Origin of the sequence: Nonomuraea rosea, assembly GCF_039539705.1 — a bacterium.
GTDB lineage: Bacteria > Actinomycetota > Actinomycetes > Streptosporangiales > Streptosporangiaceae > Nonomuraea > Nonomuraea rosea.
Genome location: NZ_BAABDQ010000003.1, coordinates 28,959 through 55,304, shown reverse-complemented (window position 1 = coordinate 55,304; position 26,346 = coordinate 28,959). Strand labels below are relative to the sequence as shown.

Here is a 26,346-nt window from a genome sequence, read left to right as displayed (position 1 = left end):
GCCTGGAGGCCGGCTATGTGGCGGTCGCCGGGATGACCGGTGCGGCGTCGACGGGCTCGAGGTCGCGCCGGCCGGCGATCCACTCGGCCGCCAGCCACACGACCATAAGGCCGAGCCCGGCCCAGACGGCCGACGCGGTGACCAGCGGGGGCGCTCCGAGCAGCCCCTTCTGGCCCTGCAGCGCGCCGTACACCGGGCCCATGATCGCGCTCTGCGCCACCAGCGCCCCGTACGCGACGGCCGTGACGCCGATCGACCCCACCACAGCGCGTACGGCGGGCATCCGCACCAGGAACGCGACGTCCACCAGCAGCCCGGCGACGACGAGGAAGAACGGCAGCGCGGACGGCGGGAACCCGGTGAACGTCAGCAGCGGCCAGACCAGCGTCCTGAACCCCACGTAAGCGGCCGCCACGAGCGTCGCCGCGCCGAACCTGCCGATCATCAGCCGCGCCACGACCAGGACGGCCAGTCCCACGACGACGGCGTAGACCGGGTAGAGGAAGTCCGGCACGGGCAGCGCGAACTCCGTCATCATCGTCCGGTCCACCGGCCGCCCCATCTGGTCGGCCGCGAACTGCAGCAGGATCGGCTCGGCGTAGACGGCGTGGTTGTCCCAGGCGCCGATCGACAGGATGCCGTATTCCTGGTGCTGCTCGGGGAAGTGCACGTTCTCCAGGAAGAACGCGAGGAACACGGCCAGCACGACGGTCCGCTCCCTGCCGGGCGGCGCGCCCATGAACCAGCCGCGGACCACGCCCATGATCATGAAGAACGTGCCGGCGTAGAGCATGATGTGCGACGGGCTCCACGAGGTGATGTCGAGCCCGTTGACGCGGTGGTTGATCAGGTCGAGCGGGACCGCGACGAGGAAGATCCCGGTGCCCCACTGGATGAGCCGCAGCGCGGCCTTGTCCACGCCGTACCCGGTGTAGCCGTGGATGATGGTGAGGGCGAGGGCGAGCGCGGTGCCGGCGGAGTTGAGCAGGTGCGGCGGGGCCAGGTCGTCGCGCAGCCACTTGAAGTGCCACGAGACGTCCCACGCCGAGCCGAGCACTTTGAGGGTGAACGCCGCCAGCCAGCCGAAATAGAGCACCCGGAACAGGTCTTGCGGTGTCTCACGCCCCGCCTGGCCTCTGGTCCAGTACGGCAAGGCCCACTCGGCGGCCTTCTTGATCGATGCTGGAGACTTCACGGGAGGAAATCTTACGGTCCACCGCAACTCCGGCCCGCGACACCCCGTCCCTGAGGCGATTCACGGACCGGCGCGGCGGCTCAGGCGTACCGGAAGATGCTTGAGACCGTTCTGGAAGTTGGACGTGAGCCGCCGCGGCGGGCCGGCCAGCTCGACGTCCCAGGCGAGCAGCTCTCGGATGACCGAGCGGAACTGGGCGCGGGCCAGGTGCGCGCCCAGGCAGAAGTGCGGGCCGAAGCCGAAGCTGACGTGGTCGTTCGGGCTGCGGGCGACGTCGAAGCGGTCGGGATCGGGGAAGACGGCCGGGTCCCTGTTGGCGGAGGCGTGGTAGACGACCACTTTGTCGCCCGCGCGGATGTCTTGACCGCCGAGGGTGCGGTCGCGGGTGGCCGTGCGCCGGAAGTGCATGACGGGCGGCCAGAAGCGGAGCATTTCCTCGATCGAGGAGTCCAGCAGGGAGGGGTCCGCGCGCAGGCGGGCCAGCTCGGCCGGGTGGCTGAGCAGGGTGAGCAGCCCGCCGGGGATGCCGTTGCGCAGGGTCTCGTTCCCGGCGACGGCGAACAGGAAGAACATGTTCTCGAACTCCGCCTCCGTCAGCCCGCCCTTCCGCATGACCGACATGACGGACTCGCCGTCCACGGGCGTCTCGGCGAGGGCGTGCGCGTAGGCGAACATGTCGCTCAGCGCCGCCTTCGAGCGCGGGTTCGTGCCGGGCCGCAGCTCGGGCCGCGCCGCGACGGCCAGGCGGCCGGCCGGGGTCAGGGACTCGACGTCGGCCGTGGACAGGCCCGCGTAGTCGGCGTCCTGATAGCCGATCACGCGGGACGCCCAGTCGTACAGCAGCCGTTTGTCCTGCGCGGGCACGCCCATGACGTGGGCCAGCGTCCACACGGGCAGGTCGGCGGCCACCTCCACGAAGTCGCACTCGCCCGCGGCGAACAGCGCCGCCGCCCGCTCGGCGATCGTCCGCTCCAGCGCGCGCACCGCGCGCGGGGTGAAGGCGGCGGCCACGATCCTGCGCAGCCTGGAGTGGTCCGGCGGGTCCATGTTCAGCATCTGGACCTGTACGAAGGCCAGGTCGGCCGGCGTGTCGGGGTCGCGGATCTGGGTGGCGCCCAGGTGTGAGGAGAAGGTCGCGGGGTCGCGCAGGACCTGCTTGACGTCCGCGTGCCCGAACACCGCCCAGAAGCCGGGCCCCTCCCGCCACGGCCCGATGGCCGGCTCGGGAATCCAGCACACCGGCGATTCCTCCCGTAGCCGGGCGAACAGCTCGTACGGGACGGCCGTCTCGTACGTGGACGGCAGGAACACCTCCACCACCGGCATGTACGTCTCCTCCCTAGAGCCCGTTCCAGCGTGCATGATGGGCGGGTGACTCCAGAAGACGCAGAGGCGATTCTTCGCGAATACTTCGCCCCCTGGGTCCAGCGGCTCGGGCTGCGCGTGGAGGAGGTGGGCGAGCGCCACGCGATCGTCCGGCTCCCGTGGTCGGACGACCTGGCCAGGGAGGGCGGCGGGCTGTCCGGCCAGGCGATGATGGCCGCCGCCGACACCGCCACGGTCATCGCCATCTCGGCGGCGCGCGGCGGCTTCGTGCCGATGACCACGGTGCAGCAGTCGACCACGTTCCAGCGGCCGGTGGCAGGCAAGGACGTGCTGATCGACGTCCGCATCACGAAGCTGGGCCGCACGCTGGCCTTCTCCGAGATCACCCTCACGGCCGAGAACGGCTCCGAGCCGGCCGCCCGCGCCTCGACGGTCTACGCCATCCTCGGCTGAGGCCGCACGTCCGCGCAGGTAGGGCGGCCCTTTATCTCTCAGGTAATCGCCACGGTGCCCGATTCGCGGCAGGCTGCTCACCGGAACGAAACGGACGACACTTCTCGGGGACGATCATGACGCGGGACATCGTGCAGGAACTGCTGCGCCGGATGGGCGAGGGCGACTACGACCGGATCGCGGAGCTGTTCGCGGACCAGATCGACTGGCAGCTCGACTGGCCCGCCGAGGGGCACCCGGCTGCGCCGTGGATCCGCGCCAGGACGGGCCGCAAGGACGTGGGCGAGCACTTCCGCCTGCTGGACGAGCACCACGTGCCCGAGCTGAACGGCACCTCGGTGACCCGCGTCCTGGTGGACGGGGCCGACGCCGTCGTGTTCGGGACGATCGCGCAGACCGCCAGGGCCACCGGCGTGGCCTACACCTCCGCGTTCGCGCTGCACCTCACGGTCGAGGACGGCCTGATCACGCGCTACCACATCTACGAGGACAGCCTGAGCGTGGCACTCGCCGTCGCAGGGTGATCACGGCGGGAGCGCCGTCTCAGGGATCTCTCAGGTGCTGAAAGTAAGCTCGCGGTCATGAAGCGTGTGGCCGCACTGGTGGTGGCGCTCGTGCTCATCGGGGTGACGACGTGGCTGGTGTGGCCGTCGGATGCTGATGTGCGGGGCCAGGACCAGAAGATAACCGTCGTCGACGGACCAGCCGACGACCAGAGGGTCGAGCTCGATGCGACGTTCTTCCCGCCACCCGATGGCGGGAAGGCGCCTGTCGTGCTGCTCGCCCACGGTTTCGGCGGCAGCAAGCAGAGCATGCGGCAGCAGGCGATCCGCCTCGCCCAGGACGGCTACGCCGTGCTGACCTGGTCGGCCCGCGGGTTCGGGCGCTCGACCGGCGAGATCGCGCTCAACTCACCCGACTACGAGGTCAAGGACGTCAAGCAGCTCATCGACTGGCTGGCCAAGCGGCCGGAGGTCCAGCTCGACGGCGCAGGCGACCCGCGCGTGGGCATCGCCGGCGGCTCGTACGGCGGCGCGATCGCCCTGATGACGGCCGCCTTCGACCAGCGGGTCGACGCGATCGTCCCGCAGATCACCTGGGCCGACCTGGCCGACGCGCTCTTCCCCAACAACGCCGCGGTCCCGGCCGCCGGCGGCCAGGGAGCGCGGAGCGCCGCCGTGCCCGCACTCGGCCAGGGCGTCGAGAGCGGCGTCTTCAAGCGCATGTGGGCGGGCATCTTCTTCGGCCAGGGCGTCTCGCTGGACAGCTTCGCCCAGCAGGCCGAGCGGCAGGCCGCCGGGCCGCTGACCGCCGAGCAGGCGCGGTGCGGCAGGTTCCTGCCCGCGATCTGCGACATCTACCAGCAGGTCGCCAAGGACGGCAAGGCCACGCCCGAGGCCGTCGCCCTGCTGCGCAAGTCGAGCCCGATCACCGTGGCCGGTCAGATCAAGGCCCCCACCCTGCTCATCCAGGGCCAGCGGGACTCGTTGTTCCCGCTCGGCCACGCCGACGCCAACGCCAAAGCTATCGCCGCCGCCGGCACCCCGGTCAGCCTGGCCTGGTTCGACGGCGGTCACGACGGCGGCAACGGCGAGGCCGACTGGGTGTACGACCAGTCCGCGGCCTGGTTCGCCCGCTACCTGAAGGGCGACAGCTCGGCGGCGCAGGTCAGCGCGTTCACCGTGACGCGTGACGGCGGCCGCGACCCGGGCACCCGCCAGCGCATCCGCCTGCACCCCGAGGCCGCCTCCTATCCGGGCCTCGCGGGCACCGGCACGACCTCCGTGCCGCTCAGCGGCCCCGAGCAGAACATCGTCAACCCGCCGGGCGGCGCGCCGGCCTCCATCTCGACGGTTCCCGGCATCGGCGGCCTGCTCGGCGGCGGTCAGACCGCCGGCGGGGTCTCGATCGACATGCCGGGCCAGAGCGCCGCGTTCGAGTCGCCGCCGCTCACCGAGCCGCTGCAGCTCACCGGCTCGGCCACCGCCACGATCAAGGTGTCGGGCAAGGGCGAGGCCACCCTGTTCGCGAAACTGTACGACGTGGCCGAAAGCGCCCAGCTGCCCGCCCTGCCCGGCGGCCAGGTGTCGCCGATCCGGGTGACGATCCCCGAGGGCGCGGGCAGCGCCCAGGCCACGATCACGCTGCCGGCCGTGGACTACCGCTTCGCCGTCGGCCACCGGCTCCGGCTGGTCGTGACCACGACCGACATGGGGTTCGCGACGCCCGCCGAGCCGGCCGCGTACCAGGTCTCGCTGGCCGCCCCCGCGCTCGCCGTGCCCACGGTGCGCACGCTGGCCGCGCCGCCGACCGGGGTGGCGTGGTGGGTGTGGGCCATGCCGCTGGCCGCCGTGGTGATCGCGGCCGGCCTGCTGGTGACGGGCCGCACGCGGACCAGGGCCGAGTCCGCGGACGGCTCGGGCGACCCGGACGTGCCGCTGGAGATCAGCGGGCTGACGAAGGCGTACAGGAACGGGGAGCTGGCCGTCGACGGGCTGTCGTTCCGCGTCGAGCGCGGCCAGGTCCTCGGCCTGCTCGGCCCGAACGGCGCCGGCAAGACGACCACGATGCGGATGATGATGGGCCTCATCCGGCCGGACGGCGGCGAGATCCGGATCTTCGGCGACCGCGTGACGCCGGGGGCGCCGGTGCTGTCCAGGCTCGGGTCGTTCGTCGAGGGGCCCGGCTTCCTGCCGCACCTGTCCGGGCGCGACAACCTCGAGCTCTACTGGGCCGCCACCGGACGGCCCGCCGCCGACGCCCGCTTCGACGAGGCGCTGGAGATCGCGGGCCTCGGCAAGGCCCTGGAGCGGGCCGTACGGACCTACTCGCAGGGCATGCGCCAGCGGCTCGCCATCGCCCAGGCCATGCTCGGGCTGCCCGACCTGCTCGTGCTCGACGAGCCCACGAACGGCCTCGACCCACCCCAGATCAGGGAGATGCGCGAAGTGCTCAAGCGCTACGCGGACGACGGCCGCACCGTGATCGTCTCCAGCCACATGCTGGCGGAGGTGGAGCAGACCTGCAGCCACGTGGTGGTCATGCACCGGGGCAAGCTGGTCTCGACCGGGCCGGTGTCCTTGCTGCTCAGCTCGGCCGCCACGACGAACGGGCACGGGCCGCGCCTGGAAGACGTGTTCCTCGACCTCATCGGAGACCGATCATGACCACCGCGACCGCCGCGCCGGGCTACGCGCCCCGCCATACGCTGCCGCTGCGCGTGGAGATCGTCAGGCAGTTCAAGCGGCGCCGGACGATGGTCATGTTCGGGCTGCTGCTGGCGCTGCCGTGGATCCTGGTGATCGCGTTCCAGTTCGGGCCGCAGTCGAACGCGCCGACCCAGTCGCTGCGCATCTCCGACCTGGCGACGGAGAGCGGCCTGAACTTCGCCGCCTTCGCCCTGTCGGTGTCGGCCAGCTTCCTGCTGGTGGTGGCGGTCGCGCTGTTCTGCGGCGACACCGTGGCCAGCGAGGCCAACTGGTCGTCGCTGCGCTACCTGCTGGCCGCCCCGATCCCGCGGGACCGCCTGCTGCGGCAGAAGCTGATCGTGGCGCTCGGCTACTCGGCCGCGGCGGTGATCTGCCTGCCGGTGATGGCGCTGCTGGCGGGCACGCTGGCGTTCGGCTGGAACGACATCCAGGTGCCCGTCACCGGCGAGACGATCCCGGCGTTCGACGTGCTGCCGCGCTTCGGGATCGTCATCGGGTACGCCCTGGTCAGCCAGCTCGTCGTGGCCGCGCTGGCGTTCCTCGTCTCGACCATGACCGACTCCCCGCTGGGCGCGGTCGGCGGCGCGGTCGGGCTCTGGATCGTCTGCAACATCCTGCAGGCGGTCGAGGCCCTGGGCGTGCTGCGCGAGTTCCTGCCCACGTTCTGGAACAACGCGTGGACGGACGCCCTGGCCCCCGAGCTGGACTGGAGCGGCATGGCCAAGGGCGCCTCGGTGTCGATCACGTACGCGGCGATCCTGCTCGCGATCGCCTTCCGCCGGTTCCGCAGGAAGGACGTCGTGAGCTAGATCGTCCGGGTGAAGGTGACCAGGCTCGTCCCCGGGCCGTTGTAGCCGGGGACGGGCTCGCTGACCGTGAAGCCCATGCGCCGGTGGAAGGCCTGCGAGGTCGTGTTCACCTGCGCGGTGATGGCCTTCACGACGTGCCGGTCGTGGCCGCGGGCCAGGTCGAAGAAGCGCTCGTACAGGGTGCGGGCGACGCCGCCGGCCCGCGCGCCCGGGTCGACGCCGACGAAGTGGATGTACGCCTCCCCGGCCGCGGACGGCGACATGAACCCGATCAGGAAGCCCGTCATCCCGGACGGGCCCTCGGCGATCAGGCTCGTCCGGTGGAAATGATCGAGGAAGAGCCTGGGCAGGGATCCCAGGATCGGGCGCCCCCACCAGTCGTCGATCACGGCCGCTATGGCGTCGTAGTCGGAGGGGTCGGCGGCGCGCAGGACGGGGGCGGGGAGCCGGGTCACTCCTGGTCAGCCCCAGTGCGGGGGCTTGTTCTCCAGGTAGAAGGCATCGGGATCCTCAGATCGCCAGTCGCCCCAGCCCTCGTCCGTGTCGTCCGCTGTCTGCTCTGGGAGAAAATCTTTCACGCACAACATGCTACCCAGGCGGACAAACCGATACCTGCCGTGTCCGCAGGTGCAAGGACAGGCCGGAGTGACGGCGGTACGATGCGTAGGCAGGTGTTGCCTACCCCCCGTGAGGCTGCTCATGGCCACCCCGTCAGGTTGGCGGCGAGAAGGCAATCTACCGGCGGAGCTCACCAGCTTCATCGGCCGGACCCGCCTCCTCGCCAACCTCAAACGGCATCTCGGCGAGTCCCGTCTGGTAACCGTCACCGGCATCGGGGGCGTGGGCAAATCGCGAACGGTGCTGCGCCTGGCGCACCAGCTGCGTGCCCTCTATCCCGACGGCGTCTGGTTCGCCGACCTCGCCCGGTTGCAGGACGCGGGCATGGTCAAGCACACCATCTCCTCCGCGCTCGGCATCGCCGACCAGTCCTCACGGGCCGAGTCGGAGTCGCTGTCGGAGTGGGTGGGCGAGCGCGACATGCTGCTCATCATCGACACGTGCGAGCACCTGCTGCAGGGGTGCGCCGAGCTGGTGCACGAGCTGCTGGAGGCGGCGCCCAACCTGAAGGTGCTGGCCACCAGCAGGCAGTCGCTGCACCTGCCGTACGAGCACGTCGTGCCGGTCCCGCCGCTGCTGGTGCCGGGCGACGACCCGACGGAAAACCTGTTCACCAACGAGTCCGTCCAGCTCTTCGCGGCCAGAGCCGGGGCCAGCGTGCCCGATTTCGTGCTCGACGAGGAGAACATCCATGCCGTCGCCGAGCTGTGCCGCCGGCTCGACGGCATCCCCCTGGCCATCGAGCTGGCCGCCGTGCGCCTGCGGGCCCTGTCCGTGGAGCAGATCCTCGGGCTGCTGGCCGACCGGTTCAGCCTGCTGGCCGGCGCGAGCCGGACGGCGCTGCCCCGGCATCAGACGCTGCGCGCGGCCATCGGCTGGAGCCATGAGCTGTGCGAGCCGGCCGAGCGGCTGCTGTGGGCGCGGCTGTCGGTGTTCGCGGGCGACTTCGAGCTCGACGCGGCCAGGTTCGTCTGCTCCGACGGACGGTTGCCGTCGGAGGACATCACCGATCTGGTCACCGGGCTGGTCGAGAAGTCGATCCTGCTGATCAGGAGCAACCACGCGGGCGTCCGCTACAAGCTGATCGACACCCTGGCCGAATACGGCGAGGAGTGGCTCGACAAGCTCGGTCAGTCCGAGCAGATGCGCCAGCGGCATCTGGAGTACTACCTGAGCCTGGCCCAGCGCAGCGAGGACGCCTGGTCGGGGCCGCGGCAGATCTACTGGTTCGTCCGGATGCGCCAGGAGCACGACAACGTGCGGGTGGCGCTGGAGCACGCACTCAAGACGCCGGGCAAGGCGGTGCTGGCGCTGACCCTGCTGTCGTCGCTGTGGTTCATGTGGGTGTGCTGCGGGTTCGCCCGCGAGGGCCGCCTCTACCTGGAGAAGGCGCTGCAGGCCAATCCCGTGCACAGCAGGGAGCGGTGCAAGGCGCTGTGGGTGCTCTCCTACGTGCGCAGCGCCCAGGGCGACAGCACGGCCGCCCTCCAGGCGGCCGAGCAGTGCAGCACCGAGGCCGTCAGGGTGGGCGACTCCAAGGCGGTGATCCTGGCCTCCAAGATGCAGGGCACGGCGGCGCTGCTCCAGGGCGACCTGCAGAAGGCCAGCGCGCTGCTGGGCGTGGCGATCGAGTTCAACACCGACAACAAGGAGCTCAACCCCGGCCTGCTGCCCGCCATCGTCGAGCTGTCGATCGTGCTGACCGCGCAGGGCGAGCTCTACGAGGCCGAGTCGCTGCTGCAGGACTGCCTGCAGGTGTGCAGGGAGCGCGGCGAGCTGTGGGTGAGCTCGTACGCGCAGTGGATGATGTCGTCCACCAGGCTCGCGAACGGCCGGTCCGACGAGGCGTTGCAGAGCGCCAGGGAGGGGCTGCGGATCAAGCGGCACTTCCACGACACGCTCGGCACGCTGATCGTGCTGGAGACGACGGCGCGGATCTTCGCCACGCTGGGCGAGCTGCCGCGCGCCGCCAAGCTCCTGGGGGCGCTGCAGCAGAACTGGCGGACGGCGGGGCTGCCCCAGATGGGCGCGCCGTTCCTGACCGAGGACCACGACGGGTGCGTCAGGGACTGCAAGCGGCAGATGGGCGAGCTGGCCTACAAGAGCGCCTTCGAGGAGGGCGCGCGGCTCGACCTCGACGAGGCGTCCGATCTCGCGCTCGGCGAGACGGACGCCCCGGACGAGGGCTGAGGCCGTAAGGGACCGTCAGCCGGCCTGTGACCAGCGGGTGTCGTCGGGCCAGGCGTGCACGTAGCGCGCGCTGCCCAGGGAGAACGCGATGTGCCCGCGCACCCAGTGCTCAAGGCCGCGTACGTATTTGCGGACCGGCAGGGTGGCCCAGTGGTCGAGCGCCGCGCGCCGGTCGATGAACGCCGCGATCGCGTCGTTGTGCATGTGGGAGACCTCGATCAGGGCCTCTTGGAGCGAGTCGGTCTTGTGCGTGGCCAGCACGGTCACGAGGTTGTGCCTGGCCTTGTCGTTGCCGCGCTCCTTGGCGTACGAGAGCAGGTCGTTGTCCCATCCGATCAGGTCGCACGCCAGGTCGGACAGCATACGGACATCGGGGTGGTGCCACTCCTCGGCTTCGAGCCGGTAACCGCCGCCCGCGTCGATGAGGGCGAAGCAGGTATAGGTGGCGCCGGTGATGCGGCGCATCAGGACATAGTCCTCTGGGGTGGGGATGAGGTCGGCCTCGCGGTTGGCCGCTTCCCAGATCTGGGCGAAGAGGTATTCCTTCACCGTGATCCGCCAGCGGTCCACCTGCGCGGGAGTGGCGGCCTCGGAGATCCGGTGCAGGATCTCGGTGAGTGCCAGGCCGAAGGTGTCGGTGTGGTCGGCCTCCCTGCGTCCGTCGAGGATCTCCAGGAGCGGCGGCAGGGCACGGGCCAATGCTGAGGCCCGGTGTCCCATGAGCTCGCCCTCGCAGAACGCGTCGTCGAACGCGAAGAGCCAGTTGTACCAGTCGTTGATCAGCCGGAGGCTGTCACGCGGCACGGTGGGGTTGGTCCGTGCGGCGAGCAGGCCGATCTTTGAGCGCCGGAAGTGTTCGATCGTCTCGGCGCCGTTGAGCATGTTTGAGGCGGCCAGCCATGCGTGGCTCTCCGCGTCGACCTCCGCGGCGTGCACGTTGATCTCGTTGGGGAACGGGCATGGGAGCGGAGGGATGTGGAGCGGTCGCCTACTGAAGGAGTGCGCAGAAGTAGCCACGTCACCCAGCATGACGATGGACTGTTCGAAAGGCCACACTCGGCGAAGTCGAGGGCTTTTATGCTTATTTCATACTATGAAGCTTATTGCGAAAAGCATTGGATAAGCTGGTCATTCGCGCACTTTCGCGCCGTGTCCACCGCTGACGGCGCCCTGGCCATCGGGCCGGCTGCCGCGTCCGGCAACGCCCTGACCATGGCAGACTCCTTCTTGCCGCTCGCCGGCGCCGTGCTCGGCCGCCCACGACCGTTGACGGTGCGGGGACCGGCACCGGATGTGACAAGCAGGCGAACCGTCTCAGCGTGACCGTAATAAGCCGCCGGCATCAGCAAAGTGTCACCTTTGCCGTCAGCGAGGCCGGCCGGCACATCCGCTTCGGCACACGCGCGCCGCGCGCGCCGGTGTCCGCCCGCCCCGGCCAGGCCGAACGACGTGGTGGCGGCCCCTTCCAGCTCCGGGTCCCCGTCAATGGACCCTATTGTGCCTCGATAGGGTGCCGTGCACGGAATCGTTCGGACCCGCCGTAGGTTCTGGAGAAGAGTACCTAGGGAAAGGCTGTCCAACCGTGTTCGACCCGAAGGACCTCTACAAGCTCGCAGACGATGCGCCCGAGCTGCCCGATCCGGTGTTGCTGTACCACTTCGACGGGTTCGTCGACGCGGGTGGCGCCGGACGCCTCGCGCTGGGCCACGTGCTGGCCGAGCTGGAGCACCGGGTCGTGGCGACATTCGACGTGGACCGGCTGCTCGACTATCGGTCGCGGCGGCCCATCATGACGTTCGACACCGACCGCTGGGTTGAGTGCGAGAGCCCCGAGCTGGCTGTTTATGCTGCGAAAGACTCGACGGGGACGCAGTTCCTGGTGATGAGCGGGCCCGAGCCCGACCGGGAGTGGGAGCTGTTCACCAAGGCCGTGGCGGCGCTGGTCGAACGATTGCGGGTGAGCAAGCTGGTGACGTTGCACGGGATCCCGATGGCGGTCCCGCACACCAGGCCGCTCGGCGTCACGATGCACGCCAGCCGTCCGGAGCTGATCAACTCGCAGACCAGCGCGTTCGGGCGGGTCCAGGTGCCGGCGAGCGTCTCGGCGCTGCTGGAGTTCCGGCTGGGGGCGAAGGGGCACGACGCGCTGGGCTACGCGGTGCACGTGCCGCACTACCTGTCGCAGGCCGAATACCCGACCGCCGCCGTGACCGGCCTGGAGGCGGTGACGAGGGGGACGGGGCTGGTGTTCCCGATGGACGCGCTGCGCGACGCGGCCGAGCGCACGACGACGGAGATCGAGGAGCAGATCCAGGCCTCCACCGAGCTGTCCACGGCGATCAGCGGGCTGGAGCAGCAGTACGACGCGTTCGCGGGGGGCGCCGACCGCGAGAACCTGATGGCCGAGACTACGCCGATGCCCACGGGGGACGAGCTCGCCGCCCAGTTCGAGCGCTTCCTCGCCGAACGCGACGACGATTGACGCACTCAGCGGCTGCTCTCCTCGTTCAGGGCCTCTCCCGTTCGGTGTGGCCCGCCGTCCAGGGCCTCTCCCGTCCAGTGCGGCAGCCCGCCGTTCAGGGCCAGAAGACCTTCCATCCGGTACGGCTGCGCCCGGCCGGCCCGCCACCCGCCGCACGGGGCTGAGGGCCTTCCAGGAGCACGGCTGCTGACCCTTCAGTGGCCGGCCGCCGTTACGACGCGCGCTGTGGGCCCTCGGAGGGAATCCGCGAGCCATCGTCACGACCCGCACCGTGGGCCCTCGGAGATCGCAGGGGACGTGACTTGCGCCCTCCGCGAGTCGGTCGTTCGCGACGCGCGTCGTGCCCCTCGGAGTGGATCACCGGTGGCCGGGATAGCCTGGGCGGATGAGGGAGATCCGCGTCGGGTTGATCGGCTACGGCACCGCGGGGGCGTACTTCCACGCGCCCCTGATCCACGCCACCCCCGGCCTGACTCTGGCGGCCGTCGTCACCAGGAACGCGGATCGGCAGGCCGAGGTGGCCGCGAAGTACGGCGCCACCGGCGTGCCCGATATGGAAGACCTCTGGGATCGGTGCGACCTCGTGGTGGTCGCCTCGCCCAACAAGACGCACGTGACCGCGGCCGCCTCGGCGCTCACCCACGGTCTGCCCGTTGTCGTGGACAAGCCGCTGGCCAGGACCGCCGAGGAGGGCCGCGGCCTGATCCGGCTGGCCAAGGAGCGGGGTCTCATGCTGACCGTGTTCCACAACCGGCGCTGGGACGGCGACTTCCGCACCGTGCGGCGGCTGGCCGGCGAAGGGCTGCTGGGCGAGGTGCTGCGGCTGGAGTCCAGGTTCGAGCGGTGGCGGCCGGTGCCCAAGGGCGGCTGGCGGGAGACCGGGGGCGCGGAGGAGATCGGCGGCCTGCTCTACGATCTCGGCAGCCACCTCGCCGACCAGGCCCTGCACCTGCTCGGCCCGGCGCGCGAGGTCTACTGCGAGAGCGATGTCCGGCGGGCGGGGGTGGCCTCCGACGACGATACGTTCATCGCGCTGACGCATGCGAACGGAGGCCGCTCGCATCTGTGGGCGAGTTCGCTGGCCGCGTTGCGCGGGCCCAGGTTCCGGGTGCTGGGGTCGGCGGGGGCGTACCAGAAGTATGGGATGGACGTGCAGGAGGAGCGGCTGCGGGCCGGGATGGCGCCGGACGCTCCAGGGTTCGGGGAGGACGTCGAGGAGCGCTTCGGGGTGCTCGGGGACGAGGACGACCAGCGGGTCGTGCGGACCGAGCCGGGGGCGTACCTGGACTTCTACCGTGGGGTGGCGGCGGCGCTGCGCGAAGGCGCGCCACCGCCGGTGGATCCGGAGAGCGCGGTGGACGTGCTGACCGTCATCGAGGCGGCCCACCTCTCGGCCGCCCAGCGCATCGTCGTCCACCTGAGCTGACCCGCGGCAGCCGGCCCCACAGGCCCTGAGCCGCTCAGTCGCGGAGGCGGGTGTGCATCGCGGCTGTGTCGGAGGCCGTCCAGCCGTGTTGCGTCAGCCAGCCCAGCGGCCCGCCGAAGCGTTCGTCGAGGACGCCGAGGAACTGCTCGATGTACCGCGCCCGCGGCCGGTGGTCGTCCGCAGGGCGGGAGTCCAGATCCCCCCGGTACGTGTCGGAGCCCCGCAGCCGCTTGAGTATCAGCTCCAGCCGCTCACCCGTGGCCACGTAGTCCTCGACGATCGCCTCCCGGGTCGCCCCGGCCAGTTCGAGCGCCAGCGCCGACAGCACGCCCGTGCGGTCCTTGCCCGCCGCGCAGTGCACCAGCGCGGCCCCGTCGTCCAGCGCCATCGCCCGCAGCGCGGCCACCACGCTGTCCGGCCGGTCGCGCAGGTAGCCGAAGTAGAAGCCGGTCACCCGCAGCTCCTCGTCCGGCGCGCGCTCGGCCCAGGGCAGCACCCGGTCGCCGTCGATGGTGTCCGCCTCGACGTCGGTGTGCCGCCCTCCTTCCGCGAACAGCGTCAGGTGGTGATGCCGCACCTCCGGCGCCTGGGTCAGCGGCCCGGGCCCCTCCAGCGACACCTCGGCGTTGGAGCGCAGGTCCACCACGTTCCGCAGGCTCAGCTCGCCCACCAGCAGCGCCACGTCCCCGGGGGTGAGCCCCTGGAGATTGTCGGAGCGGAAGATCCGCCCGCGACGGGTGCGGTCACCGTCGTGCGTGGGCAGTCCGCCCAGGTCACGCACGTTCACCGCGCCTTCAAGATCGATCCACCGCGTCAGCTCTCTCATTATTACGACCCTATATGTCCGCCAAATATGAGCGAATTCGAGGTTCATAACGCAGCATGAACGTATGGATCCACGAGCGCTGCCTCCACGCCTGGTGATCGATCCATCGCTGCCCCCGGAGATCTCGGTCGAGCTACGGTCGAGCCCTCACCTTCTCCGCCTGGCTCGTTCCGGCAAGCGAATGGACACCACGACCAACCCCGCCCTGCTCTTCGTGCTACCGGGCTTCCTGATGCTGATCTACGTTCTGACCGACTTCCGCGGCGTGCTCGCCGCGACCCTGGCGGTCGGCCTGATCGTGCTGATCCGATGGATGGCCCTGGACAGCACCTATCGAGCGACGAGACGAAGACTCCGGCTGGCCCAGACCCACGCGGACCGCTACATCCTGCCTGAGGACCTGGACTATCCCTGTCAGATGCTGCTGCGCCGCGCCCAGAACGCGGTCGAGGCGATCTTGCACTCCAAGGTCCACCGGGCGGGCCTGATCGACACGATCGAGAACCAGGTGTCGCTGCCGGAGGAGATCTGGCAGATCGCCCATCGGCTGCGTCGGCTGTCGTCCATGCACGCCGAGCACGGCCGGCTGATCCCCCGCGAGCTGCCCGCCGGCATGGAGGACGCGTTCAAGCCCTACACCAGCGCGCTGGACGCCGCCTGGTCGTCGCTGTCCCAGCGGATCCGCCATCTGGAGGGGTACGCCAAGCAGGTGCTCAAAGCGGACAAGGTCTACCACGCGCACCTGAGGCTGGAGGCGCTGGCCGCCAAGACCCCCGAGTACCAGCGGCTGATCGCCGACACCGTGCGGGACGAGCTGGCGTACGAGCGCATCAGAGAGCTGGCCGACCAGGCGGCGCACGTGCGCAAGCTGTTCGAGGAGAGCATCATGGAGGCCAGGCAGGCGGCCGGCGAGCTGATCAGGTCGCCGCTCACCTAGCGGGTCGCGGCACCGCCCACCGGGCGCGACACGGCGCCGCGCGGCGCCAGCCGGCGCGGCACGGCGGCGCCCGGCGCGGCACGGCGCCGCCCACTCAGCGGGTCATGGCGCCGCGCGCCGGAGGAGCTCCAGGGTCCTGCGCATGCCGGCCTCGTTGCCGAGGCTGCGGTAGATGTCCCTGGCCTGCTCCAGCGGCGGCACGGCGGCCCCAGGGCCGCCCGCGTCGAGGTGCGCCTCCCCGAGGTAGCGCAGGCTGCGCGCCATCCACCACCGGTCCTCCAGCTCCTCGAAGCCGAGCACCGCCCGCCGCAGCTCCAGCTCCGACTCCTCGATCCGGCCCAGCCGGGCCAGCGCCCGGCCGGCCGACACGGCGGTGCGGGCCACCCCCCACGAGTCGCCCAGCGCGACCAGGATCTCCTCCGACCGCCGCACGTAGTCGAGCTCGCGCAGCCCGTTGTCGGGGTCGCCGACCTCGCCCGCCGCGCGCAGGCAGCGGGCCTCCTCCCACAGCTCCCCGCGCTGCTTGAACATCTCGGAGGCCCGGTCGAGGCTGAAGCCCGCCCTGGTGAAGAGGTTGGCGGAGAGCCGGTGGTCGCCCGCCCGGTGCTCGCCGCGCGCCTGGGCCGCCAGCACCTCGCCGTAGACGCGCAGGGTCTGGGCCTCGGAGTAGCGGTTGCCGTCGCGCTTGAAGATCTCCAGGGCGTCCTCCAGCAGGTCCCTGGCCTCCTCCGGCCGCCGCTCTGCCATGCGCATCTCGGCCAGGTTGCGCTGGGTGCGGGCCATCCACCACAGGTCCTCCTCGCCCTTGAACGCGGTGATGGCCCCGATCAGGAAGTCTTGCGCCCGGTCCAGGTGCCCGTCGCTGAACAACGTCATCCCGACCGTGCGCATGCAGCGGGCCGCCCACCACGACTCGCCCAGCTCGGTGAAGATCTCCAGAGCGCGTTCGGCCTCGCCCAGCGCCCGCTCGCGCAGCCCCAGACCGCCATGCACGGAGGCGCTGTCGAGCAGCGAGATCGCCAGCGAACGCCGGTCGCCGATCCGCGTGGCGGCCTCGCAGCCGAGCTCGGCGGCGAAGACCCAGTCGGCCCAGTACGCCCGCAGCGAATGGCACAGCGAGCAGAACGCCCTGGCCAGCCCCCACGTCAGCTCCCACATCTGGAGCTGGCCGGCTAAGTTGATCATGGCGAGCAGCGTGAGCCGCTCGGCGTTGAGCCAGTCGCCGGCCTTGACCTCCCCGTCGGCGGTGGACCGGCGCCCGCCCCTGCTCCAGTCTTGCGGCCAGCGGTTCTGGGCCGCCTCCTCGGCGCGGCGGCGGTAGCCGTGCAGGACGCGTTCGATGGCGGACCTGCGGCGCTCCGCCTCGTCCTGCTCGGCCAGCTCCGTGGCGAACACCCGGACCAGGTCGTGCAGCCGGTAGCGCATGGTGCCGGTCTGGTCGGTGCCCGACCACTCGGCGAGCTGGGCGTCGATGAGGGCTTCGAGCTGGTCGGCGCCGTCGAGGCCGGAGACGTCGAGCAGCTCGCCGGCCACCCAGCCGGGCACGTCGGGCGCGGTGAGCGAGCTGAGCAGGCGCAGCAGGCGGCGCTGCACGCCGGTGCAGTCGTCGTAGCTGAGCTGCACGGAGGCGCGCACGCTCTTGTCGACCGTCGGCGCGAGCTCCAGCGCGTCGAGGCGGCGGCGGGTGTCGGCCAGCCGGCCGGCCATCTCGCGCATGCTCCACTGCTCGCGGGTGGCCAGCCGGCCGCCGCAGATGTTGATCGCCAGCGGCAGGTGGTCGCAGAGCTTGACGATCTCCTTGGCGGAGCTCAGGTCCTCGACGATCCTGGCGCCGCCCGCCAGCCTGGCCAGCAACTCCACACCGTGCGCCTCGCTGAACACGCCGAGCCGCGTGTCATGCGTGCCGTTCAGGAACAGCGGCGCGCGCGAGGTGACCAGCACCGCGCAGCCCGCCTCGGCCGGGATCAGCGATTTGACCTGGTCGGCGTCGTGGGCGTTGTCGAGGCCGATGAGGATCTTGCGGCCCTTGGTCCAGGTCAGCCAGAGCTTGCGTAACTCGTCGAGCCCTCCTGGGTCGGTGGTCAGGCGGACGTCCAGCGCGCGCAGGAAGCCCATCAGCACTTCCTCGGGACGCACGGGGGCGTCCACGCCGCCGCGCAGGTCGGCGTAGAGCCTGCCGTCGGAGAACCAGCCGGCCACCTCCTGCCCGAACCTGGTCACCAGGGCCGATTTGCCGACGCCGCCGCGGCCGTACACGGAGACGACGAGCGGCGGTGAGAGGTCGGAGGACTTCCGGCGGGCGGCGAAGACGTCACGCAGCTCGGCGAGCGACTCCGCGCGCCCGGTGAAGTGCTCGGGGACGGGCGGCCACTGGTCGGGCGCGAGCGCGGCGGGATCGGCGCGCACCTGGCGCTTGGGCCTGCCGCCCTCGGTGGTGGCCCAGGTGGTCAGTCCCACGAGGACGGCCGCCGCCATCGTCACGCCGATCTTGGCGATCGGCGGGATCTCCCATTCCACGGACGCCGCCAGCACGCTCGCGGCCGCCGCCGCCAGCCCGGCGGAGACGGGCGCGGCCCATCGGATCCTGCGCCGTGGCCGCGGCCTGTCCGGCAGGTTGTCGCCTGTCAATCAACGCCCCCCAATGCGATGACTCCGTGCGATGACCCGATTCAAGCGGATGGGGTACGGCGGGCGCCAGCCGTACCCCATCCCTTCAGCTACAAGCCGATCACGTGACAGGTGGCCGTCATCGTCTTGCTGGGGTCGCTCTCCGACGTGGCGGTGAGCTTCACCCTGGCCAGCCGGTCACCGCCGGCCTCGCGCACCGCGTTCACGGTCACCGGCTGCTGCTTGCCGAAGGCCACCGCGGCCAGCGCGTTCGGGGTCTGGACGCTCCAGCCCTTGCCCTGGACCTCGGTCTTGAGCCGGTAGACGTCGGAGCTCAGGTAGGCGCTGACGTCCTCCGGGTGCTGGCCCTGGACCGGCGCCGCCTTGCCGGTGTTGAACAGCGGGAACTTGCAGGTCGAGACGTTCCTGCCGCTCGGGAGGCCGGCCGTGGGGAGCAGCTTGACGCCGCGCCGCTGCGGGCCCGCGCCGTCGAGCGAGCGGATCGCGACCGTGTAGGAGAGGTGGCCGTCACGGTCGCGCTTCACGTCGGTGACGTAGAAGTGCAGGCGGTTGGCCTGGTCGACGTACTCGTACTGGCTGCCGGAGTCGGTCCCGGCGTGGAAGAGCGCGTCGGACAGCTGACGGTAGTCGCCGATCGTGATCGGCACCTGCGTCCCGTCGGGCATGACGTAGTCGGTCATGTTGATGTCCTGCGGATTGGCGTCGACCACCCACTCGAACGGAGCGGGGTTGTCCTGGTTCTTGGTCTTGGCCAGCAGGACGCCGGAGTCGGGGGTGAAGGAGTCGCTGCCCATGCGGTCCACGACCTCGACCGTGTAGTTCTCGTAGCCGCCGCCGTCGCAGAGCGGGTCGGTCTGCGCGCAGGTGCTCTTGTCGCCGGTGTCGAAGGAGACGTTGACGCCGGCGAGCTCGCTCTGCCCCGGCTGGACCACCCGGGCCTTGACCTTGGCCGTGACCAGGCCGGAATCGTCGAGCGCCTCCCTGGACAGGCGCAGGACGTTCTGCTCGTCCACCATGCCCAGCTTGATCTTGTTGCGGAGCATGTGCTGGGCGCCCATGGACGCGCCCGCGGTGGGCGGGATCAGCCAGCGGGAGTGCGGGCCGCCCGGCCCGTTGAAGCTGCCGCGGCTGAGCATCTCCCAGATCCCGGTGTACGCCCTGCGCACCGGCACGGCGTACGGATTGTTGTAGTTGTCCGCGATGCCCATGATGTGGCTCAGCTCGTGGGCGTACACGGCCATGCCGGAGCTCTCGGCCTGCACCGAGTCGACGCCGAAGCGGGCGTTGGGCCAGAAGTTGGAGCCGGCCTGCCAGGAGGACCATTCGACGTAGCGGGTCTTGATCCAGTTGGGCAGCGCGGGGTCCGGCGGGCCCCACTCGTCCGGCACGGCCTCCTTGGCCGGGAACTTCATCATCCCGAACTCCTGCCAGGTGGACGACTCGTCCTGGCCGGCGCTCAGGTAGAAGACGAAGTCGAACTGCTTGGCCGTCTCCTCTCCCACGGCGGCGAGCCAGGCGGCGTTGCCGTCGGTGCGCAGGTTCTTGGTGCACACGTCGCCGGCGGGGCAGGAGGAGGTGCCGTTGAACGACGACTCCAGGGCGTACTCGTGGTCCTTGCCCGGCATCGTGTACGGGCCGAAGCCGGTCAGGTCCACGCCGATCCGGCCGCCGGAGTCCTCCATCCAGTACTCGTGGATGGTGTGGCCCTTGTTGAGGTCGTTCGGGGTGTTGAGGAAGTCCTGGTAGAACTTCGCGACCTGATCACGCGGGACGTCGTGGGCCTCGGCGCTCGGGTTGGCGTAGATCGTCGCGCCCTTGGGCTGGGTGACGACGAACTCCTGGTTGGGATAGTCGAGCAGCACGAGCGCACCCTTGAACGTGCGCTTCGAGCCCTTGACGGCAGGGTCGTTCCAGTTCGTGCCGGGCGGCCGTTTGTAGTCCGCCCACGTCATCTGGTCGGGATTCTCCCAGTTCTGCGGGTCGAGGGGCTTGAGACCGCCCGGTGGGCGGGTGCGCAGCGCCTGGCCGTCAACGGGTGCGTCGAGTTGCCAGGGCTGCGTCTGCGGCCAGTGGTTCTGCCGCCACGGGTACTCGGGATCAGCGGGGGGTGCTGCGGAAGCAGGGGTCGCCATCAGGCTCACCGGGATCAGCACGAGGGCCGCCAGCAAACCCTTCAGCAGCTTCTTCGGGGCATTCACGGATTGACGGTATAGACGTTATTGACAGAGATCACCGATCAGTTGTAGGGAAGACGTGTAGCGACCTTTCCGACAAATGTTGAAAAATCCATGTGAAGGTGTGTTGTGGCGGATCTGCAGCGGACTGTCGACGAGCTCGCCGCCCGTCTCGGCCGACCCCTCCTGCTGGAGGACCGCGTGCAACGTGTCGTGGCCTACAGCGAGCAGAGCGGCGTCATGGACGACATACGCCGCGACTCGATCCTGCGCCGGCACACCTCACCAGAGGTACGCCAGTGGCTGCGCGCCACGGGCGTCCACGAGGCGGCCGCCCCGCTGCGCACCCCCGGCGCGCCGCATCTGGGCCTGCTGCCGCGCGTCTGCGTCCCGGTACGGCACGCCGACGGGCTGCTCGGCTTCCTGTGGTTCATCGACGCCGAGCCGGCCATGTCGGACGGGCACGTCGCCGAGGCCGCGGCCGCCGCCCCCGCGATCGCACTGGCCCTGTTCCACGAGAGCCTGGCCACGGGGCTGGCCTCGCACCGGGAGCTGGAGGCGGTCACCGGGCTGCTGCTCGGCGAGCGGGACGCGGCCACGCAGCTCATCGAGGCGGGGGCGTTCCCGCAGGCGCAGCCGGTGACCGTACAGGTGGCCAGGCCCTGCGCCGCCGAGCCGGACGAGACGCTCCGGCTGGGGCTGGAGCAGGGGTTGCTGACGCTGCGGCGGCGGCTGGGCGGGCACCATCCGCTGCACCTGGTCCGCTTCGACCACGCCGTGCTGCTCACCGCCGGGCCGCCGGTCTCCCCCGACGAGCTGCACGCGGCCATGCCGGTGCCGGTGGTGGTCGGGATCGGGCGGTCCAGGCCGGTGCTGGCGGAGGCGGCGGAGTCGTACCGTGAGGCCAGGCACGCCGCCGAGGTGACCGCCCGCGTCCCGGGGCTGGGGCGGACGGCGGAGTGGGCCAAGCTCGGCGTCTACCGGATGCTCACCCACCTGCCCGACCAGGAGCTCCATCCGGGGCTGGAGGGGCTGCTGGCGGACGCCCAGTACCTGCCGCTGCTGGAGACGCTGGAGACCTACCTGGACCTGGCGGGCAGCGCGGTCGCCACGTCGCGGGTGCTGCGGCTGCACCGCACGTCGCTGTACTACCGGCTGCAGCGGGTGGAGAAGCTCGCGCGCACCGATCTGAAGGACGGCGGGGAACGGCTGGCGCTGCATCTCAGTCTCAAGATGGCCCGGCTGTCCGGGCGGTACTCGCCGAGGGATTCGCATAATTCGTCCTGATTGCGCTACCTGTCCTGGCTCACGTTTAATGCCGAGAGGGAAAATCCGACGGGAGTGCTGATGCGCAAGCGTGCCGGGCCGAGTCTGGGCAGGCGCGCGCCCGCACCCGTGGTGATCCACTCGGCCCCGCTCGTGCTGCCGATCTGCGCCGAGCCGATCCGCGACGGCGCGGTGGCGGTCATGGGCGATCGGGTGGCCGGGGTCGGGCCGCGGGCCGAGCAGCTCTCGTCGTTCCCGGCCGCGCGGGAGGTGCGGTGGGCGGGGATGATCGTGGCCGGGCTGGTCGACGCCTGCTCCGCCGGCGTCGCCCCCGGGGTGACCGCGCGGGCCGGCGTGGTGTCCGATCTGACCGATCCGCCGGGGCTGCCGGGGATCTCGTACGTCGAGGTGTCCTCCGCGAGCGAGGAGGAGTGGGAGGCGCGCGAACGGGACGCGGTCATCACGGCGCTCCGCGAGATCGAGCGGCCGTGCGCGGTCGGGCTCGCGGCGCGCACGCGGGATCCGCAGGTGCTGGAGGACGTGGCGGTGCTGGCCAGGACGTTCGGGCTGCGGCTGCTGGTCGATCTGGGCCGGCACTCGCCCGCGGCGCTGGACGAGGCCGGGGTGCTGGGCACGCTGTGCCACGTCGCGTGCGCGCGGCCGCTCGACCCGGGCGAACGCAAGCTGCTGCGGCTGCGCAGGACCGTCGTCGCCCTCTGCCCGTGGGAGCCGTCCCCGGTGGGCGACGTGCTGGCGCTGTTCGACGAGGGGAACGTCATCGCCCTGGGCACCGGCGGCCCCGCACTGGACGGGGCTGTCGTGAGCCCGCTGGAGGTGGCCGGGGCGATCAGGCGGCGCGTGCGGGAGCTCGGCCTGCGCCCCAGAGGGCTCGACCGCAGGCTGGTCGAGGCCGCCACGATGGGCGGCGCCACGGCGCTGGGCATGGACCGGGGCGCCGGCCGGATCGGGTCGCTGGCCCCCGGCGCCCGCGCCGACTTCGCCGTCTTCGACGCGCGCGGCCGTTACCCGTACGCGGCCCTGCTCGCCCAGCCGGCCTGCCTCGGCACGGTCGTCGGCGGCGTACTCACCCCGCCGCCCGCCGCCGCCTGACCGGCTCGCCCGGCCCCGGCTGAACCGACCGTCAGCCCGCCGCCGTGTGACCGGCTCGCCCACCCCTACCTGAACTGGCCGTCCACTAGCCCCAGCAACCCTCTCAGCTGCTCCCGCTGCTCCTCCGACAGCACCGCGAACAGGTCCTCGCCCGCCTGGACGCGCGCGTCACGGGCCCGGTCGGCGGCGGCCTGCCCCTCGGGAGTGATCACGACCAGCGTGGAGCGGCGGTTGGCGGGATCGACCTCCCTGCGCACGAGCCCCGCCTCCTCCAGGGCGTCCACGACGGGAGTGAGCGAGCGCGGCACGATCCGCAGCTCGTCGGCGAGCTGCACCATCCGCAGCGGCCGGTCGGCGTCGGCCAGCACCCTGAGCGCCCGCGCCTGGCCGGGGTTGAGCTCCAGCGGCACCAGCCTGCGCACGTAGCCATGCCGCAATCGCTTGCTGACCAGGTGCAGAAGCTCAGCCAGCTCCTTACCGGCGACACTGCCGACAGCGCCGTTCCCGGTGCCGCCTCCCCTACCGTCTCCCATGCCGCAAGTTTAACCGGAACAAATATGAGTTAACCTCTGTTTGAGTGGACATCTGATTAAGGAGGCGCCACTTGGAGGACGAACCTCGCGCGCCACTCGGGCGCATCATCAAACTCTTCACCCCCTATCGCGGCCGCCTGGCCCTCGTGGCCGTGCTCATCCTGCTGTCGTCGCTGGTGGCGCTGGCCTCACCGTTCCTGCTCCGCGAGGTGCTGGACGTGGCGATCCCGGCCAGGGACGCCGGCCTGCTGACCATCCTGGCCCTCGGCATGATCGCGGTGGCGGTCGCCACGAGCGTGTTCGACGTGCTGCAGACCCTGGTGTCCACGACGATGGGCCAACGGGTCATGCACGACCTGCGCATCTCGGTCTACAGCCACCTGCAGCGCATGTCGCTGGCGTTCTTCACCCGTACCAAGACCGGCGAGGTGCAGTCGCGCATCGCCAACGACATCGGCGGCATGCAGTCGGTGCTCACCACGACGGCCTCTTCCTTCATCTCCAATCTCACCACCGTGATCGCCACGATCGTGGCGATGGCCGCGCTCGACTGGCGCCTGACGGCGCTCTCGCTCGTGTCGCTGCCGGTGTTCGTGTGGATCAGCCGCAAGGTCGGCACCGAGCGCAAGCGCATCACCTCCGACCGGCAGCGCAAGCTGGCCACGATCTCCGCGATGGTCCAGGAGTCGCTGTCGATCAGCGGCATCCTGCTGGGCCGTACCATGGGCCGCTCCACAGAGCTGACCGAGCGCTTCGGCAAGGCCTCCGACGAGCTGGCCGACCTCGGCGTGCGCATGAGCATGGCCGGGCGCTGGCGGCAGTCGTCGATCCAGATCGTGATGGCCGCGATGCCCGCGATGATCTACTGGGCGGTCGGCCACACCGGCTCGATCTCGGTCGGGACGCTGGTGGCGTTCACGACCTTGCAGACGAGCCTGTTCCGGCCGGCGGTCTCGCTGCTGCGGCTCGGCGTCGAGGTGCAGGTCTCGCTCGCGCTGTTCGGCCGCATCTTCGAGTATCTGGACCTGCCGGTGGACATTCATCCGGGTGGTAAGACGCTGCCGGCCGTACGCGGCGAGGTCCGCTTCGAGAACGTCGGCTTCGCCTACGACGAGGCGCCCACCCTCACCGGCGTGGACATCACCGTGCCCGCGGGCTCCAGCCTGGCCGTCGTGGGCGAGACGGGCTCGGGCAAGACCACGCTCAGCTACCTGCTCCCCCGGCTCTACGACGTGGACGAGGGGCGCGTGACGATCGACGGCCAGGACGTGCGGGAGCTGACGTTCGAGACGCTGAGCGACGCGGTCGGGGTGGTGTCGCAGGAGACGTACCTGTTCCACGCGTCGATCGCCGACAACCTGCGCTTCGCCAAGCCGTCGGCCACGGACGAGGAACTGGAGGCGGCGGCGCGGGCGGCGCGCATCCACGACCACATCGCCGCGCTGCCCGACGGATACGACACGCTCGTGGGCGAGCGCGGCTACCGCTTCTCCGGCGGCGAGAAGCAGCGGCTGGCGATCGCCAGGACCCTGCTCCGCAACCCGCCGGTGCTGATCCTCGACGAGGCCACCAGCGCCCTGGACACCCAGACCGAGCGGGCGGTGCAGGAGGCCCTCGACACGCTGGCCCGGGGCCGTACGACGATCACGATCGCGCACCGCCTGTCCACGGTCAGGGACGCCGAGCAGATCGTCGTGCTCGACCGCGGGAAGGTCGTCGAGCGCGGCACCCACGACGAGCTGATGTCCCGCGCGGGCCAGTACGCGGCCCTCGTCAGCAGGGACGAGCCGCTCGAACTCGTCTGATCCCTTTTCAAACGTGTCTTGCCTCACAATCCGGTCAGACCGGAATCCCGTCGCCGGAGCACCGTGTTTGTTCCCCCGGTGCATCGTCAAGGCAAGGACCCGTTTTGTCTCCCTCCTCCTCCACGTTCAGAGCGCTGCGGCATCACAATTACCGGCTCTGGGCGGGAGCTGACATCGTCTCCGTCACCGGCACCTGGATGCAGGTGCTGGGCGTCAACTGGCTCATCCTCACGCTGACGGGCTCGGCGACCAGCGTCGGGCTGAGCCTGGTCATGCAGGCGCTGCCGACGCTGCTGCTGGGCATGTGGGGCGGCGCGCTGGCGGACCGGCTGCCGAGCCGGCCCGTGGTGATCGCCGCGCAGGTCGCGCAGGCGGGGCTCGCGGCCGTGCTGGCGGCGATCGCGCTCTCCGGCGCCACCTCCGTGCTGCCGATCTACGGGGTCGCGCTGGCCGGGGGCGTGGTGACCGCGCTGGGCGGGCCCGCGCTCGGCCGCTTCGGGGCCGAGGTGGTGCCTCCGTCCGATCTGCCGAACGCGATGGCGCTCGGCTCCGTCCTCAACTCCGCCGGCCGCATCCTGGGCATGAGCCTGGCGGGCGCGCTGCTGCCGTTCACCGGCAGCGGCGGGCTGTTCCTGATCAACGCCGCCAGTTTCTTCGCGGTGATCGCGGCGGTCGCGGCCATGCGGCGCGCGGAGTTCCATCGGCTGGCCGCCTCCGAGCGGCAGCCCGGCGCCGTGCTCGACGGCCTGCGGTACGTGCTGCGCACCCCCTGGCTGCTCGTCGTCCTCGCGCTCTGGTTCGTGTCGGGCAGCGTCGGGCGCAACTACCAGGTGACCATGGCGGCCATGAGCGCCGGTCCCCTGGAGTCGGGCGCGGCCGGGTACGGCCTGCTGTCCACCGTGTTCGCCGTCGGCACGGTCGTGGGCGGCTTCCTGGCCGCCTCCAGGCCGGAGCTGACGATCCGGCTGCTGCTCGTCATGGCGTTCGTGACCGGAGTCGTCCAGGCGGTGAGCGGGCTGATGCCGGGGCTGTGGGCGTTCGCGGCGATGCTGCTGCCGATCGCGGCCGGCGCGGTGGCCATCGACACCACCGTCTCGGCGCGGGCGCAGATCGACAGCCCCGAGCCGATGCGCGGCCGGGTCATCGCGGCCCTGTCGATCGTCAGCGCCGGGGCGGGCGCGCTCGGCGGGCCGCTGCTCGGGTGGCTCAGCGACACGCTCGGAGCGCGGATCTCGCTGGAGATCGGCGGGGTGGCGTGCGTGGTGGCCACGCTGCTCGCCGCGGTCGCGCTGGCGCGGCTGTCCGGGCAGACGGTCAGGGAGGCCGCCCGGCTGCGCCCCAGCATGGAGAACGCCTGAC

20 protein-coding genes are annotated in these 26,346 nt (G+C 71.0%); 12 read left to right on the top strand and 8 right to left on the bottom strand.

The window, feature by feature from the left end; genetic code table 11:
• Nucleotides 1-13: 13 nt before the first annotated feature.
• Together ABEA43_RS07620 and ABEA43_RS07615 are read right to left on the bottom strand one after the other, a co-directional pair.
• The gene (locus ABEA43_RS07620; RefSeq protein WP_345559899.1) at nt 14-1,195 is read right to left on the bottom strand and encodes a hypothetical protein; all 1,182 of its coding nucleotides are present in this window, start codon (nt 1,193-1,195) and stop codon (nt 14-16) included.
• A gap of 60 nt (nt 1,196-1,255) precedes the next feature.
• Nucleotides 1,256-2,521 carry a cytochrome P450 gene (locus ABEA43_RS07615; RefSeq protein ID WP_345559898.1) on the bottom strand — a complete coding sequence of 422 codons (1,266 nt, stop codon included), beginning with the start codon at nt 2,519-2,521 and terminating at the stop codon, nt 1,256-1,258.
• 45 nt (nt 2,522-2,566) lie between these two features.
• On the opposite strand from ABEA43_RS07615, the gene ABEA43_RS07610 reads away from it, so the two are divergent.
• The 4 genes from ABEA43_RS07610 (at nt 2,567) to ABEA43_RS07595 (ending at nt 6,992) form a co-directional block, all read left to right on the top strand.
• Entirely contained in the window at nt 2,567-2,974 is a 408-nt protein-coding gene (locus ABEA43_RS07610; RefSeq protein ID WP_345559897.1) for a PaaI family thioesterase, read from the top strand.
• A gap of 116 nt (nt 2,975-3,090) precedes the next feature.
• Nucleotides 3,091-3,498, top strand: a complete 408-nt coding sequence (locus tag ABEA43_RS07605) for a nuclear transport factor 2 family protein (protein WP_345559896.1) — start codon at nt 3,091-3,093, stop codon at nt 3,496-3,498.
• Between the two features lie 57 nt (nt 3,499-3,555).
• Nucleotides 3,556-6,141, top strand: coding sequence for a CocE/NonD family hydrolase (locus ABEA43_RS07600; RefSeq protein WP_345559895.1), 2,586 nt, complete (start codon nt 3,556-3,558; stop codon nt 6,139-6,141).
• Nucleotides 6,138-6,992, top strand: a complete 855-nt coding sequence (locus tag ABEA43_RS07595; protein WP_345559894.1) for an ABC transporter permease — start codon at nt 6,138-6,140, stop codon at nt 6,990-6,992. The genes ABEA43_RS07600 and ABEA43_RS07595 overlap by 4 nt, the downstream gene beginning before the upstream one ends.
• Here ABEA43_RS07595 and ABEA43_RS07590 read toward each other — a convergent pair.
• On the bottom strand, nt 6,989-7,447 hold the full coding sequence (locus tag ABEA43_RS07590) for a GNAT family N-acetyltransferase (protein WP_345559893.1): 459 nt from the start codon (nt 7,445-7,447) through the stop codon (nt 6,989-6,991). The two genes, ABEA43_RS07595 and ABEA43_RS07590, sit on opposite strands and share 4 nt — an antisense overlap.
• A gap of 232 nt (nt 7,448-7,679) precedes the next feature.
• On the opposite strand from ABEA43_RS07590, the gene ABEA43_RS07585 reads away from it, so the two are divergent.
• Nucleotides 7,680-9,800, top strand: coding sequence for an ATP-binding protein (locus tag ABEA43_RS07585; RefSeq protein WP_345559892.1), 2,121 nt, complete (start codon nt 7,680-7,682; stop codon nt 9,798-9,800).
• Between the two features lie 15 nt (nt 9,801-9,815).
• Here the strand turns inward: ABEA43_RS07585 and ABEA43_RS07580 are convergent, their stop codons facing one another.
• A complete protein-coding gene (locus ABEA43_RS07580) occupies nt 9,816-10,736 on the bottom strand; it encodes a terpene synthase family protein (protein WP_345559891.1) in 921 nt (306 codons plus the stop codon).
• Between the two features lie 646 nt (nt 10,737-11,382).
• Between ABEA43_RS07580 and ABEA43_RS07575 the strand changes: the two genes are divergently transcribed.
• Both ABEA43_RS07575 and ABEA43_RS07570 read left to right on the top strand, forming a co-directional pair.
• Entirely contained in the window at nt 11,383-12,282 is a 900-nt protein-coding gene (locus ABEA43_RS07575; RefSeq protein ID WP_345559890.1) for a proteasome assembly chaperone family protein, read from the top strand.
• 385 nt (nt 12,283-12,667) lie between these two features.
• Nucleotides 12,668-13,708, top strand: coding sequence for a Gfo/Idh/MocA family oxidoreductase (locus ABEA43_RS07570; protein ID WP_345559889.1), 1,041 nt, complete (start codon nt 12,668-12,670; stop codon nt 13,706-13,708).
• A 34-nt stretch (nt 13,709-13,742) separates the two neighbouring features.
• Here ABEA43_RS07570 and ABEA43_RS07565 read toward each other — a convergent pair whose 3' ends face one another.
• The gene (locus ABEA43_RS07565) at nt 13,743-14,534 is read right to left on the bottom strand and encodes a tyrosine-protein phosphatase (RefSeq protein WP_345559888.1); all 792 of its coding nucleotides are present in this window, start codon (nt 14,532-14,534) and stop codon (nt 13,743-13,745) included.
• Nucleotides 14,535-14,598: 64 nt separating this feature from the next.
• On the opposite strand from ABEA43_RS07565, the gene ABEA43_RS07560 reads away from it, so the two are divergent.
• On the top strand, nt 14,599-15,471 hold the full coding sequence (locus tag ABEA43_RS07560; protein ID WP_345559887.1) for a hypothetical protein: 873 nt from the start codon (nt 14,599-14,601) through the stop codon (nt 15,469-15,471).
• Between the two features lie 102 nt (nt 15,472-15,573).
• Here ABEA43_RS07560 and ABEA43_RS07555 read toward each other — a convergent pair whose 3' ends face one another.
• Together ABEA43_RS07555 and ABEA43_RS07550 are read right to left on the bottom strand one after the other, a co-directional pair.
• Entirely contained in the window at nt 15,574-18,099 is a 2,526-nt protein-coding gene (locus tag ABEA43_RS07555; RefSeq protein WP_345559886.1) for an ATP-binding protein, read from the bottom strand.
• 89 nt (nt 18,100-18,188) lie between these two features.
• The gene (locus ABEA43_RS07550) at nt 18,189-20,297 is read right to left on the bottom strand and encodes a M6 family metalloprotease domain-containing protein (RefSeq protein WP_345559885.1); all 2,109 of its coding nucleotides are present in this window, start codon (nt 20,295-20,297) and stop codon (nt 18,189-18,191) included.
• 105 nt (nt 20,298-20,402) lie between these two features.
• Here ABEA43_RS07550 and ABEA43_RS07545 point away from each other — a divergent pair, with 105 nt between their 5' ends.
• Complete coding sequence (locus ABEA43_RS07545) at nt 20,403-21,560, top strand: PucR family transcriptional regulator (RefSeq protein WP_345559884.1); 1,158 nt, start codon at nt 20,403-20,405, stop codon at nt 21,558-21,560.
• A gap of 60 nt (nt 21,561-21,620) precedes the next feature.
• Complete coding sequence (locus ABEA43_RS07540; protein WP_345559883.1) at nt 21,621-22,649, top strand: amidohydrolase family protein; 1,029 nt, start codon at nt 21,621-21,623, stop codon at nt 22,647-22,649.
• 65 nt (nt 22,650-22,714) lie between these two features.
• On the opposite strand, the gene ABEA43_RS07535 is transcribed toward ABEA43_RS07540, so the two are convergent.
• A complete protein-coding gene (locus ABEA43_RS07535) occupies nt 22,715-23,182 on the bottom strand; it encodes a MarR family winged helix-turn-helix transcriptional regulator (protein ID WP_345559882.1) in 468 nt (155 codons plus the stop codon).
• 71 nt (nt 23,183-23,253) lie between these two features.
• Here ABEA43_RS07535 and ABEA43_RS07530 point away from each other — a divergent pair, with 71 nt between their 5' ends.
• Both ABEA43_RS07530 and ABEA43_RS07525 read left to right on the top strand, forming a co-directional pair.
• Nucleotides 23,254-24,987 (top strand): ABC transporter ATP-binding protein, encoded by a 1,734-nt coding sequence (locus ABEA43_RS07530; protein ID WP_345559881.1) that lies wholly within the window; start codon nt 23,254-23,256, stop codon nt 24,985-24,987.
• Nucleotides 24,988-25,091: 104 nt separating this feature from the next.
• Complete coding sequence (locus ABEA43_RS07525; RefSeq protein WP_345559880.1) at nt 25,092-26,345, top strand: MFS transporter; 1,254 nt, start codon at nt 25,092-25,094, stop codon at nt 26,343-26,345.
• Nucleotide 26,346 lies beyond the last annotated feature (1 nt).

What these genes read in the sequence shown, in the direction of transcription:
- ABEA43_RS07615 (WP_345559898.1), bottom strand. Translation starts at nt 2,521, where the DNA reads ATGCCGGTGGTGGAGGTGTTCCTGCCGTCCACGTACGAGACGGCCGTC.
- ABEA43_RS07605 (WP_345559896.1), top strand. Translation starts at nt 3,091, where the DNA reads ATGACGCGGGACATCGTGCAGGAACTGCTGCGCCGGATGGGCGAGGGC.
- ABEA43_RS07600 (WP_345559895.1), top strand. Translation starts at nt 3,556, where the DNA reads ATGAAGCGTGTGGCCGCACTGGTGGTGGCGCTCGTGCTCATCGGGGTG.
- ABEA43_RS07595 (WP_345559894.1), top strand. Translation starts at nt 6,138, where the DNA reads ATGACCACCGCGACCGCCGCGCCGGGCTACGCGCCCCGCCATACGCTG.
- ABEA43_RS07570 (WP_345559889.1), top strand. Translation starts at nt 12,668, where the DNA reads ATGAGGGAGATCCGCGTCGGGTTGATCGGCTACGGCACCGCGGGGGCG.
- ABEA43_RS07565 (WP_345559888.1), bottom strand. Translation starts at nt 14,534, where the DNA reads ATGAGAGAGCTGACGCGGTGGATCGATCTTGAAGGCGCGGTGAACGTG.
- ABEA43_RS07560 (WP_345559887.1), top strand. Translation starts at nt 14,599, where the DNA reads ATGGATCCACGAGCGCTGCCTCCACGCCTGGTGATCGATCCATCGCTG.
- ABEA43_RS07540 (WP_345559883.1), top strand. Translation starts at nt 21,621, where the DNA reads ATGCGCAAGCGTGCCGGGCCGAGTCTGGGCAGGCGCGCGCCCGCACCC.
- ABEA43_RS07535 (WP_345559882.1), bottom strand. Translation starts at nt 23,182, where the DNA reads ATGGGAGACGGTAGGGGAGGCGGCACCGGGAACGGCGCTGTCGGCAGT.